The organism is Legionella anisa (genome assembly GCF_001467525.1).
GTDB lineage: Bacteria > Pseudomonadota > Gammaproteobacteria > Legionellales > Legionellaceae > Legionella > Legionella anisa.
The window spans coordinates 1-14421 of the sequence record NZ_LNXS01000002.1 but is presented as its reverse complement, the minus strand read 5'-3'; the positions used below and the strand labels follow the sequence as shown (position 1 = coordinate 14421).

The window sequence follows — 14421 nt, the reverse complement described above, 5'->3', positions numbered from 1 at the left end:
TATTCATTATCTTGCGCAAGTTCCTCGATTAAAATAAATAAGAACTTAACAACCTGTATGTTTTCAATAATAGAATGAAAAAGAGCTAGGGTCAGCACAGGATCTAACTATGGGAATCATCATTCCCCCCAGGTGAAAAGGAAATTTTTTTATCCGACTCAGTCGTACTTACAGGCGCATTAGCTGAGGGTGGTTGGAACCATTGATAGGGATTAGTGTTACTGGGAGTAGGTTCTTTTATTTTTACTGTTTCTTTTAACTTCGAGGTAGCTCCCTCAATGTATTCCTTAATCATGAGATAATCTTGCTCATCTTCAGTTTGCGCGAGTTGTTCAATTGCATTGACGAAATTATCAATTTCCTCAGAAGGAATCTGAACCTCATATTTTCCAATACATTCATGCAAGAAAGAAAGTAAAGGCAATAGTTCTTTTGCTTTTTCTTGAATGGCTTTCGATTTAAATAGTGGCGTATCACTCTCTATTGAAAGAATGTTGTTTAAAATATTGATGGTAAATTTTGGATCTGAAACTGCTTTGAGCATCGGTAATACGAGATGGATATGCTGTTTTTTTAATTCCAGTTCGATTAGCTGTTGCAGCTGATCTTGATTTTCTGCTGAACCCTTGATGATTGCCTTTAGCAATTCGCTTGTAGTCTCTTCATTAGGCGAGCAATCAAAAATGGTTTTCTCATCATTCCTAACATAAAGGGGGTCGTACTTTAATAAAATTTTAAAAATATCCACTCGGCCACTTTGAGCTGCAAGCATTAAGGGGGTCATTCCAGCGCCATTTATTGTATTGAGCAATTCTTTATTTTCATGAAGAACAATTTTTATCGTATCTTTTAAGAAACGTACCTCCTCGTTTTCATCTTTTGGACTTTTACAAAGAAGATGCAATGCATTGTTTCCCATTTTGTCTACCAGATTAATATCTGCTTTACATTCTAAGAATAGGCTTGCAAGTGAAGGATTATCAAATACGATGGCAAACATCAGGGGTGTCTGTCCTTTTGCATTTCTTAGTTCAGCCATTTTTTTTATTTCAGGGATTGCTTCTTCAGAATTATCCTCTGCCCGGAGTGTAAGCAGATGAGATAAAGAGCTGTCACTAGAGACACAAGCAAGGTGTATTGGCGTGTTTAAAGCTGTATCCACAGCATAAATATCCGCGCCTTTACTAAGTAAATAAGAGGCAACGGTTGGATCGGGCAAACCTGCAGCTAAAAACAGAGGTGTCTGCGTTTTACTGTCAAGAACACGAGACTCTAAGACGCTGGGATCTTTTTCGACAAGAAATTTGACCAGCTCGACGTGGCCCCCTGCACAAGCATGATGAATCGCGCTGAAGCCTTTGGAATCCGGCTTTTTTATATCAACGTTGTATTTATTTACGAATAATTCTAAAAGAGGTAAATGTCCTCTTTCTGTAATAAGTTTAAGCCATTGAGGATCATTCTTGATAGAGTCATTGAAATTAGGACAACTATCCAGTAAATATTCCGCAACATTCTTATGTCCACGTTGAAGAGCAAAAAATAATCCTGTGTCATTTTGATCTTCTATTGTTTCTATATATTCGGAACCTAGCTTTTCTACAAATAATTTAACTATTCCCAAGTCACCTGCAATGCAGGCATTTAAGAAGGGGACCTTAGCTCCTGGTGATTTTAAAATATCAGGGTGTTTTTCGGCAATAAGGCGAGCAATATCGGCATTTCTATTCTGGCAAGCAAATTTAAATAATTGAAGAGGATCATAGTCAATTTTATGTTCAGGAAGCTTAGGTTCAAGAAGTAATTTTACTAAATTTGCGTTGCCACTTTTGATGGCCGCTGCAATTAGATTAACATTATTTTCTAAAACACCTGGAGCAAGCTCAAGCAAAACTTCAACCGTATTTAAACGGCCTTTAGTACAAGCAAGGTATAAGACAGCATAATTAGCTTCGCTCTTGCTAGCCAATAATAATTTGATTAAATCAACATTTTCGTATTGCAAATAAACTGCATACATCAAAGGGGTAATCTTCTCATTATTTGCTATATTAATTAGCTCAGGATTGCTGCTGATTAATTGCTGGGCTATCTCGGTATGTCCTTCCATGCATGCATAATGTAATGCACTATTCCCTTTCTTATCAATTAAAGAAGAATTTGCACCTTTCGTTAGCAAAATTTGGACGATCTCACCAAATCCATTTCTGCTCGCGTGCATGAGTGGTGTTAATCCTTGCTTATTAGGTATATCAAGATTAGCTCCTTTTTCAAGTAGCTTATTTATAAGGTCAACATTTCTTGATTTAACAGCAGAAAGAAGTAACGTCGTTGTTGAAGTTATATGCAGGTTATTTTTTCTAATTTCTTTGTGTAACTCACCTGGACTAATAGTTCCTACTGAGCCAAATTGCAATTTGTCTATTTCTTGCATTACCTCGCTCGGTGGATTTTTTAATGGATTGAGTTGCCATTTATTTTCTTTTGATAAGCCATATATCATTATCGTATTGCCTTGCTTTATCAAAATTGGACTATTTCCATTTTGTGTCGATATTTTACCCAATTGTCCTTCCTTCAGAGTTACTCCTTCATTTACTTCTAAGAAGATCATGGGGTAGGGTTTTTGACTTTGAAAGTGTTTTGCAAACGTTCCCTTTAGGAAGCCATCATATGCTAGTACTTGTTCTTCGGTTAGTGCTTTTTCTTCTTTTAAGGCATCAAGTTTTTGCATTTGTTCCAGTGCCAAATCCGGTTTTTCACATGTAACAGCACATTGCAGAAGTTTTAATTCACGATCTGGCGATTTCAATTGGTATACATCGTCCAATAAATAATCCATAACCGATTTATTATTGTTTAAAATGGAACTGACTAAACAACGCTCTAAGGTATGTGATAACGGTTCTTGACTCAATTTAGGCGATAATAGCTGATAAAATTGTTTAAAATCATTTAAAGGTTGAGAAGTAAATGCAGCTAAAATGGTATCTATATCCCGTTCACCTAAATTTTCGAATTGCAGTCCATATCCTTTAAGTTTCTCGATAAAATAATCATGTACTTCTCTTTTTTTGTTTCTTATGGCGGTATGCAAATGTTTCAGCATTAGATGAATGACGTCGTCATCCTCTACTTGCCCGGCCACAATCTTTTTCATGGCGACTAGATTATCTGTTTTGACGGCGATTTCATCCCATGTTTTACCATCAGCATCAACTCGGCGCAGATCACCAAAATTAGTTGGATGAATATCAGGATTTACTTGTATCGAAGACATTGCTTCTTTTACTTTAAGGGCTTGCCCTTTATTATTTACAGCCACAGTAAAGGATAAGCCAATGTATTCACCTTTAGGATTCTTAGCAAGAGACTTATATGTGTCTGCTATTAGTACTGAAATTTCTTTTGCAGACGACGGTTCATTATTAAAAAATTTGAATTTGCGGCTTGGGTTAAATAAGACCCATTGATTATTTACATAAGTAAGCTCGATTGCATGCCTGCATGCAGAGAGGGTAAATGAAATCGGTTGGTATTCAGGTGCGATTTTCGCAAAAGACTGAATCAATTTTTCAAGTTCTGCATTATTATAAACCCCACATACATCTCCTGCAGGAAAAATGTTTTTTTTCTGAAAATATCCTGAATTAATTTGATGGCCATTCTTTTTCTCAATCAAATCGATAACTTTTTTAAAGGATGTATTTAATGTTTTGAACGGCTGTTCTTCATGTTGTTCGCTGGGTTTGAATGCAGTAATTAGGTCTTCTGCAAGAAGTGTTCCTCTAATCTCATCGCCTGTTGGATTTATGAAAGCATAGTCAAGTCCTGTTGGAGTAAACTTGGCGTAGAATTTACCTTTTTCTGGTGTTTGCTCTGAGAGTTCTTCAATAGTGTATTCGTTATTCCAGGTATCCAACCCCAATAATGAAAGAGTTTCTTCTACGTCTTGAGTTCTAATTGCAAGCTCGTTAGGAAACAATTGTGGATAATAGATTGGTTGCTGCAGTATCTCGACTGTTTCACAAAAATTAGCTAACTCAAGCAACTGTTTTTCTGTTTCGGTGAGTACTTCTTGTGGATTTTTTGCAAGTCTTGCCCTTAACGCATCAATCACCTCTTTATTGATGAGGTGACGGTTTTCATTAGTAAAATCTAATATTCTAAAGAATGAATCAGCCTTGTTATTTAGGCAATAAACCATAAATAAGGTGGCCAATCCATGACAAACCCCATTTCGACTGCCCCTATATCCCAGCCTTTTCATGCTATTAATAAACCATTTTTGCCCATCAGGGAGGTTTTCCATTCTGGCTTGCATAAGGACACCTGGGGTTGTATTTTGCTTATACGTTTAATTATAGACCATTTGATGTGGCTAAAAATGAGCGAAATTAAAGCAATTTTCCAATCTGTAGCGGCACCCCAATCAGCAGAAAAAGAGATAGGAGATTTGTTAGGAAATGTACAATAAAAAATTCAATATAATAAACGCATTATGATGTGAAAGGGGCATCATAGAAGAGGGCAAAAAATCAATGTTTGAAGCTAAGTTTTTGAGGTTGGCGAAAACTTGCTGTTCAGGTCTTTTTCTATGCTTTCGTCATCAGGTTTCTTGAATAAAGAATAATAGTTTTTTGCTACTTTTGAAGAACGCCAAGAAAGCTCCTTTTGTTTTCCTATATCTAAAAACTTTGTTTTAGCATCTAAATAATTGCCATCCTCCCGGGCCTCTTTTATAACCTTCAATTGTTCTGCTACAGTTGCAGGAATTTTCTTTACTTTATCTCCTACGCGTATGGTATGTTTTTCCAATTGAAATCCCACGTCCCAATTTTTAGTACACAAATATTTCTCTGCTTTATCCAAGAAGAGTTTGGCTTGACATTCAGGGGATGATTCAACTTTTTGTTGGTAATGTGCAATTATTTCTGATAGAGCAGAGATTTGCTCAATATAATCTACCTCAGGTTGTTCATTTAACTCGTCTACCTTATTTTGGTATGGAACGATTGTTTGGCGTAAAGAGTCACATAGTTTTTTTGCGGCAATCAATTGGCGATGGGCTACGGCTACATCTAGAGCTGCATCATTTTTTTCGCGTGGTGTTATTATCTGTTCTACATCATTTTGCACAGCAACTAAAGCGTCTTTTAACGAAGCATAATTCTCATTAGTAATTTCCATCAAGCGTTTCTTAACGCAAAGTGTATATTGCTCGGTGATAAATTCTTTATCAAAAGTATCCATTCCTTCAAGAGTCGGATGAATTTTTTGCAGCAGATAAGTATCGGGTTGTTCTTCTATTGATTCGATATAAAACTGTGTGCGTAATTCATCATGAGCTGCTGTAAACGCCACTTTATCAACGCCTACTTTTTTTAAATGGTCGAGATTTTCTGAATCCAAACCTTCAGTAATCATTGCTCGTAACAAGTTCGCTTCGGAACTTAGGAACGTTAGTGAAATGTGTCGTGAAAATTTTTCATCCATTTCGACAATTCTATCGACTTGAGTCTGTAGCTTGGCTAATTTGTCATCAAGCTGAGAAGAGGGAGCTGAGATTAACTTTGCAAGCTCTTGATTTATTTCTTTTAAGGCTTGATGCCCATTCCTATAATAAGTTTCCACGAAATCATCTTGCAATGCTTTGGGTAATTGTTCAAAGCGTTCAATAGCAGCCTCAAAAAATTGCTCCTTATAACGTTGTTGGACTTCTTCTTCTGCGCTTAACTCAGGTAATTTCGCAAGTATTACGGACATTTCTAAATGTAATACGATAGGAGAATGTTGAAACTCAGATAGTTTAAAATCAGGAATGTTGGTTAAATAAGGTGCTAATGTTTTATTGATGTGGTTTGGGCCATAATTTTTAGGAGCATTTTCTTCATCTCCTTTTAAATAAGCAATAACCCCGTTGTATGCGCCCATCTCATAATTAAGATCCACCATGTGTCGAAATGGTTTTTTATCACCATTACCAATCTTAATTGCTCGATAATTACTGCGTTGATGAATTTGATCAAGAGTATTTTGATGGCCATCAAAAAACACCATATCCTCTTCTTTCAAAACAGCTTTTTCAGATATTTTTTTCTCGTATGCACTTTTTCGGTACGCAAGTTGACTGTGATAAAATGCTTCGAGTTGAGGAATGTGTTGGAGAAAATGCTCTTTATTTTCTGCAATCTTTTGTCTCACCTCTTCCCATCGGCGAAGATCGCCATATTTCTTTTGCAATAGATTTGGTTTATCCGCATTATAAATAAGTTCTTTTAATAGGGTTTGCAATGAAGGTCTTGCAGTTGATGGTTTCATGGTCGGCAGTTGAGGGTACTCCGCTTCCATCAGGGCTTCTGCTAACTGAAATAAGTTATCCCAAATTGCAGTTTTCTCTAATTCACTTATTCCTAAATGTTTTTTTGCTAATTCAGCGTTTTTAAAATCCGCTAAAATACCGCCTTCAACCGTTTGATAATAATCAAGATCATTGCTCGGCTTTCTAAGCGCATGGTAATGTCTTATGGCATCCAACTGTAAGAATTCATCTGAAGTTAATTTAGCTAATTTCTCAGGCAGAGAAGCACGTTCTTCTTGTAACGTTCCAATCGTTTGTTCTAATTTTTCCTTTTTTGCGCGTACCTGTTGGAGGGCTTGTTCTAATTCTTCTCTATCTTTTTCTTCAGGGAACCGTCTTTGTAATTCTTGTACATCTACTTCCGTAGGAATCTGGCTTTTTAAGAGGTCAATTTGTTCTGATAACTGAGCGATTTTTTTCTGAAAATATCGGGCTGTAGTTGCTTTTTCATGATGTAGGGGAAGAGTATCTAAGAAAAACATCATATGTGAAATATCAATTCCTGCTTTTTTCTCTATTATTCCTCTTAATTGTGCGAACGGTGATTGTTCCTCATCATCGGGAGATGGCGTATGACTGCAAGCAAGAGCTACTTCCACGCCATATTTCTTGGCATAGTTCAGTACATTAATCAGTTCCTTCGTTCGTGTCTTTTCACCATGATTCAATTCAATGATTATCTCATCTATATTGAACACAATGAGTTTTGGACGTTTAAGATAGCCTCTCTCTTTGGGTATTTTCTTTTCAATTCGCGATTCAAAAAAAGGAATTTCATCTTGAGCTTCTCGAGCAGCCCCCGATTTAATGGTTTTGATTCTTAGAACATTTTCTCTTGATTCACGATATTGTTTTGTAAGAAGATTTTCTTTCTCTTTATCAGGCTCGACCACTTCTTTAATTCGCACTTCAATTTCTTCTATCACCTGCTCAACGACCTCATTCTTGGCGTGCTTTTGATACTCTAATTTCAATTCAGCAAATCGTTTTTTTAATTTCTCAAACTCCGGAGCGCTTAATTGAGAATCACTTTCAAAACGTAGAAAGTCGTTGGCTAGATTTTCAAGACGTACTCTAAAATCTGTTGAGGTGGTAAGAAATGGAAGATATTTTGAAATTAATTCGACAACCTGTTCCCGTGCTTCTTCGTACTCTTCTTGAGTCGGGATTTCACGCTCTTGCGTTAATTTAATGACTCCTTTTTTAGCGGTTTTTTTATAATTCGCAGCTATTTTTTCAATATCTCTTAATAATTGGTTGATTTTTTCAGAATAAATACCATCCGCATTGTCACCATAATACTTTTTTGGAAGATCTTCGACCGCGGTATCTAATACAGCAAAACCTAAGCTGGAAACAAATTCCTCCAGACTTTCTTTCCTCGGTGTGACTTGGGAGACTCTCCATTTAAATAAAGTGAATAAATGGGTGGCGTGTTCTCTTTCTCCCTGGAATAAGTTATCCAAAGTTAAAAATATGTCAGGGGTTTCCATTTTATCTGGCTTTGTAAAATCAAATAGAGTCTTAAATGCAATATACCGTGTTTTTAAGGCATTCCACTGTTCTGGGCTAAGTTCATTAGCGCTAATCAATTCACTTAATTGTTCATAGATCAGATACATTTTCCCGATTATATGATCCGTGTCCGCTGTAAAATGGTCATAACCTAAAGCAAACAATTGTTCTATAATCATGCTCTGTTGTTTAAGCTCAGGATCAAGTGAATAGGTGTCTATACCTTTGGCTTTTTCGAGTAGGTTTACTTCTTCAAGCAGGTTAATACGTGGTTTGTACTGATAATATTCTTTTTGTAGGCGCTTAAATTCTTCTTTTGCGAATGTCTTCGGATCGTGATGTAGTAGCGCATCGAATATTTGAGTTATTACTTCTGAACTGCTTGCACGGACTTCAACGAAGCAGCTTACTTTGTCCTTTTTAGACCCTATCTTTTCCCAATTTTTTAAATAGGTCTCTTGTATGTGAGATACAAAAGAGGCGGCATATTTTTCTAATTTATCTTGTTCTTTTTGAGCTGCATCAGGAGTAATTTTCCCACGTTCCTGTCTACTTGATATCTCCTTGGAACGTTTAATTTGAAGTGCAGCTAATTTATCAAGAATATCTTGATAGCTTCCATGATGTACTTGTAAATCAAAAAACATCTCCACATCGTTGATGTTTCTCTGTTCTACAAAGGCATGCAGCAAGAAATCAGTAGAGTTCTTAATCGACTCGAATAACGTAATTGTAGACTGAGTGATAATTGAATTGGAACAAACACCTTCAACCCACTCATCTAATTTCTCGGGAGAAGTCGAACTTAATTCTTGATATTTTTCCATCAATTCAAGAAGTGCTAAATCCACTGTTTGCTTTGATAGTTCAATCTGTTGAAGATGTTTATCAATTTCTTGCTTTAATAAAGTTCCATAAACAATATAAAGTTCGATATTTTTCTCTTCAAGAGAGACTTCAGTGGGAATGTCTCCATAAAGTTCAATATTTTGAGGGACTTCAGCAAGAATGTTTCTCTGAATTAAGCTTCCGGCTTTCTTGATATAATCTTTTTGTACGTCCGTTTCTATAAAATATTCGGGTTTCCTATGAGGGGTTTTTTCAGCTCGCATCTGAGCGAGTCGCTCTTCGTGACTCAGCTGGCTGTATTTGGGATTCAAAGACGCTAAAAGATAGGCAATTTGGGCACTACGTCCTTTTCCTTTTCGGCAATGTGCATGGATATTTTGTTGCGGAAGAGTGGTCTGATTTACTTGTTTAACATAAGCCAATTCGTCTGGAGTTAACTCCAAGGGTAGCTTATCGCGAAGAGGGAAATGATGTATTTGAATAGGAGCACTTCCATTGATGCTGATTTCATAAGTTATAAATCGTCCTACTGTTCTAATTGGACGTGACGTAATATTAAAGTCTTCAAGCTCAGGAATATTAGGGAGTGCCACGCGTCCATTGGCATCCGGTATGAAGTAATTAATGAAATCACTTGTTAACGCGTTATCTTTTATTAATTCTCTTTGACCAGAACTTGCTTGGGGATAATAAGGAAACACCCTCCCCATAGCAAATACATGAGCTACATTATTTGTTAGTAAATTGTTTAAATATCTTGCGATATCATGTTCTGCTTCATAAAGCTCTGGATTTGTCTTTGGGGTGAGTGATCTGGCTGAATTAGGTCCTGGGGAAATTGAAATATTAGTCTCTTTAAATTTAAAATAACCCATGCCTATCATTTGTCGGGTTGGGCCGGTTAATTCCATACTTAAAGGATTTACAAGTCGAAACTGAGTCGGCGGCAAAAAATCTGCGAAACACTGCTTCGCCAATCCCATACTTGGTTGATGCGAGCTTAGATCAAGATCTATTGTCTCAGAAGTAAGATCATTGATTACCGAACGAATAGCCGATTCAAAAATGAGCATTTCTCTTAAAGAGAGATGCTTGAACCCATAAGATTCCAGCCGTGTTTTAATTTGACTTTTATCGAACTTTATCCCATATTGTGCGGCAACATCTTCATTTATAGAACCGTCTGAATTAAATACTCCATAAGCGTCCAATTCACGTAACGATGCGGATTTATATGTTCCAGATGTATTTTTTATTTGTGCAACATTTCCTTCCAGAACGGCTTTATCTATCTGATTAGGGTCTGACACGATTTGACCTAATCGACGCAAAAACTCCTGCTTTTCACTTTCTGAAAACTCAATTTCCTCTTCAGGCTGTTGCACTATGGGTTTGGATTTTGCAAGTTTCGAAGATTCCTCTCTACTTGCATAACGCAGTGCGTCTCCTTTATTGCCACGGCTATCCAATACGGTGATAAGATTTTGATTATAGGCTCTATCTTGGGCGCTAAGCTCTTTCATTTTTTTATGGCTATAAGCACAAGTAAAGTCTCCGCAAGCATACGCGTCTGTTTGTGGATGAGTAGGTCCTGTGGTCTTAATCGTTACTTGACTCTCATCGATTCCACATTTTTTTAACAAATCTAAAGTCATCTCCCGGATTGCATTAGCACCACTCGGACCCATAGGGTCAAATAATTCAAGCTGATATTTCCCTTTACCTCCAGCGGGTTTTGATAAATAAACACCTCGCCAATGACCAGGACCTATTGAAATAAAAATATGATCAAAACGTTTATTTTTAAGGGCTAAATCCAAGCCTTCTTGTGCTGCTTCAACCGATCGGGAGTCAAAGCGGTTTACCGGACCCAGCACTTCGATATTTCTATAGGATTGAGGCATTAACAAGGCCATATCATGGTCTTGTAATTGATCCCGGAGGCTGCGTTGATGAATATACTTTAGATCAAAATGTCCTTGAGCGCGGTGTTTACGTCTATTTTCATGCATTTCACGGTCGTTTTGCTCTATGACCAAAGTGTAAATAGAGGCAGCAACATTTTGAAGCGAAGACTTATCGAAAGGTTTTTCGAGTTGCTTGCCTACAAGATTAATAACGTCATCACTTTGAAAACCTAAAGGCACATTATAAGTAGCCGCCAATTTATTGATAGCCTCAAGAAGGGCTATACTTTGGGCAGCTAATTTTTTCTTGTAACGTTTAATGAAGTTTTCTAGACTTTTCTTTTGATATTCTTCACTTAATGCCATTACTATTCCTCAAGTATGTCATTATCTCGTTAAAAAAATTCCAGTGTAAGCAAACCCCGGAACTTACTCGTCTGCTCTGAAGAAGCGATCTACAGGGCTAATCCTGATTGTTTTTTATACAGAATTTCCCTTGTTGTAAGTTTACATTACTAAGATTAAGGAAATATGAGCAACCCTTGAAGGTAAAGAGATATTAATAACCAGGCTTCTTTTCCAACAAGGTACCATGAAGGTACCATGTAAGTGTACGATTAACACTCCTGGTGGTCAATATTTTTAAATCTTGTTCTTGACAAGAGCATCATGAGTCACAATAATTCGATTGCTTTTTTGAAGTCACTTCGCTGCAAGGACTGCCGGCCCAAACTAGGAAAAGAATATGAATAATAAAATAGTTATGTTGGCTCTAACTTCCTTATCTTTGACGTGCACGCTTGATGCTTATGCTGTGGATTACAGTTTGAATGGCTTGTCGTTAAGTACTTCTGTAGGAATCCTATCAGGTAAGGCCCATGAATATGTTTATAATCCAGAAACAGGTACCAAGCTAAGCCAGCTCAATTGGCGCATAAAAAATGCTGCGATAATAAAAGGGGAATTAAATTATGATTTCCTAACCTGGCTTAGTATTAATGGTAGAGGCTGGATAACCTTGGCAAAAAATAAGGCTGCAATGGATGATTATGACTGGCTCAATCCCTATCAAGAAACCTGGACTGACTGGTCGCATCATGAGAATACACATCTTAATTATGCCAATGAAGTGGATCTGAATTTAAGAACTTGGCTGATGCAAAATGAAAATTATAAGCTGGGTCTGGCTGCAGGTTATCAATGGAGCTCTTTTAGCTGGCGAGCAATTGGGGGTTGCTACCAATATAATAGTGGCGCTGATATGGGGTGTTTCCTTGGTAATCAGCTTGGAATTGGATACCAACAAAAATTTAGAACTCCTTATGTTGGCTTAGCAGGGAACTATTTCATCAATAATTTTGAATTCAATGCCCTTTTAAAATACAGTAATTGGGTTTCAGCACAAGATCATGATGAACATTATATGCGCAATTTAACGTTTAAAGAGCATGGAAATAACTCCAGATATTATGCTGCAACAATTAATTCTGGCTACTATGTCACACCCAACGCAAAAGTTTTTGTTGAGGCGTCCTACAATCATTATTCGAATGGGCGTGCTGATACCGAAATAATCGACAACGATACCGGTGCGCATTTCTATGAAAGTGACTCAGCTGGATTATCTAATAAAAACTACAGCGTCGCTCTTGGTCTTCAGTATCTTTTTTAGAATGAGCCGATGGTGTCATTCCTGCGAAGGCAGGAATCCATCCATGAGAGAGCACATTGCCAATATAAAAATGGATCCCCGCCTGCGCGGGGATGACCGGCTGGCTTGAGTAAAATGGAACACTAAATACTCTTAGCTAGACGACCATGGCTCCTATATTGACCCAACAATCCGTAGTGAATTTTAATTTTTTGCTGGATTTAAAGACACAATTCCCTACTTGCTTTTCTTAAGATTGCCTGATCTAATCAGTTGGGTCCTTTATTAGAGAACATACTGGTTACTTCATCGTGTATCGCGCCTCCGCCATTGATGATATTTCTTATGGTATTATCCACTTCGCCAATATTTTCGTTGGGTGAGTTTTGGGTAAAAAACATTCCTGAGAAATATGTTCTTCCCTGATTGAGCAGATTGGATCCCGGCCTTCTTTTTTTCCCTATGTCATGGAGTTGGGAAATTAACAATCCATTTACTACTAAACCTACTGCCAAAGCAAGACGGGAGTCAATTAAGAGCAGAGGGGATAGCATCAAATTTACCATTCCTAAAACCTGTAAGGTTTTTTGCATTTTTACTTCAGGAGGATCGTTTCTAGGCATAGTAAATCTCCTTATTATTTTGAAAGGTTAGGTGAGGAAAACATAGAAAATGAATTAATCATCTGCCCGATTATAACACAGAGTGATTAAGTTGCAACTGATTGATATTAATAATATTTTTTCTTTATTTGCGCATTTACCTATTCCAATTGCGGTCCATAATTGACTTCAAAGCAAAATATTTTATACTAAAAAATCTCATGCGGTACCATGAATTATCTAAGTTCAGGAAGAACGTCGATGCTTTTCCACCGGTTACCTTTAAAGTCGCTGTCTTATTTCCACAAGGCTCCAATTCGTTTCATGGCGCAAGTCGCTCATTGTCATGGTGATATCGCTGGTTTTCAGTGTTTGAATCAGCGCTTATGGGTAATTCGTCAACCTGATTTGGCTGATGCCTTAGTGAAACATAGCTGTTTTGCCAAGTCTTCTCTAGTTTTTAAGCAGCTGATCCCTATTACTGGCCGCCAAGGGTTGGTCCAGTTAGATGATAATGATTGGAAACATAGAGTGCCTGCAATTAAGCCACAGTTCTCTATTCAAGGACTGAATGAATCGTTACCCTTGATCACCGCTAATATCGATAATGTAATGCAACAATGTGATCAAGGGCTCATTGATATTCACCCAATCATTATGAAGTTGACCATGGGCAACATATTAGCCTTAATGGGTATTGAAGGTGTGACAGATGTCTCACCAATCATTAATGATATGTTGGTATTAAATCAATACTGTGGTCAACGCATGCGGCAACTGTTGCGGTTGCCTTTATTTTTGCCATTACCTTCACATCGGTTGATTCATAAGAAGGCTTCCGACTTGAGGAGTAAATTGGACCTCCTAGTACAAACAGCCAAAGTCCGAACTGGTTCACCATTACATCAACTTCAACTACACTGGCCTAGAAGAGAGTGCATCGATCACTTGAGTACTTTTTTATTTGCGGGTTTCGAAACGACAGCAAGTTCTATTACCACCGCTCTGCATTATTTAGCGAGCAATCCAGAATGGCAGCAGGCTATATACGATGAAAGCTCCGACAGTGCGCAATTGTCAGTGCAATCAATGAGGCAATGGTCTTGGACTCAAGCACTTTATTGTGAAACGCTTCGCCTCTATCCTCCGGCATATATGCTCGTTCGCCAGCCAACAGTCGATGTGAGTTTGTACCATCTGAATTTCCGGTCTAATGATTTGGTGATCCTCAATGTCCATGGTATGCAAAGGCATAAAAAATACTGGCCCAATCCAAAGTTATTTGATATCAGGCGGCATCTGAATCGCTCTCCATTCGCAAATAAAGCGTTCATGCCTTTTGGTTTGGGAAAGCGTATTTGTACCGGACATCAGTTGGCTATGACTGAAAGCATGCTGATTTTATCTGCAATGTGTCGGCGTTTTCGATTATCAACACCAAGTAGTATCAAAGTGTCCTTTCGGCAAGGCTGCGTAAAAAATATTTTTAAATTTTATCATTTAGGGGTTGACAGTGTTTTAGGCCATTTTTTCAAA

Annotated in this window: 5 protein-coding genes; 2 read left to right on the top strand and 3 right to left on the bottom strand. The window is 37.5% G+C overall.

The features are described 5' to 3' along the window. Positions 1-103: 103 nt before the first annotated feature. Both Lani_RS01400 and Lani_RS01390 read right to left on the bottom strand, forming a co-directional pair. Positions 104-4324 (bottom strand): ankyrin repeat domain-containing protein, encoded by a 4221-nt coding sequence (locus Lani_RS01400; protein WP_082654111.1) that lies wholly within the window; start codon positions 4322-4324, stop codon positions 104-106. 227 nt (positions 4325-4551) lie between these two features. Continuing rightward, the gene (locus Lani_RS01390; RefSeq protein ID WP_058388354.1) at positions 4552-10998 is read right to left on the bottom strand and encodes a hypothetical protein; all 6447 of its coding nucleotides are present in this window, start codon (positions 10996-10998) and stop codon (positions 4552-4554) included. A gap of 379 nt (positions 10999-11377) precedes the next feature. Here Lani_RS01390 and Lani_RS01385 point away from each other — a divergent pair, with 379 nt between their 5' ends. Next, positions 11378-12304 carry an omptin family outer membrane protease gene (locus tag Lani_RS01385; protein ID WP_019234186.1) on the top strand — a complete coding sequence of 309 codons (927 nt, stop codon included), beginning with the start codon at positions 11378-11380 and terminating at the stop codon, positions 12302-12304. A gap of 248 nt (positions 12305-12552) precedes the next feature. On the opposite strand, the gene Lani_RS01380 is transcribed toward Lani_RS01385, so the two are convergent. Then, positions 12553-12906: a hypothetical protein gene (locus Lani_RS01380; protein ID WP_058388353.1), complete on the bottom strand. Its 354-nt coding sequence runs from the start codon at positions 12904-12906 to the stop codon at positions 12553-12555. Between the two features lie 210 nt (positions 12907-13116). On the opposite strand from Lani_RS01380, the gene Lani_RS01375 reads away from it, so the two are divergent. Continuing rightward, positions 13117-14421 (top strand): cytochrome P450 (locus Lani_RS01375; RefSeq protein WP_156415156.1); only part of this gene is annotated, 1305 nt, incomplete at its 3' end.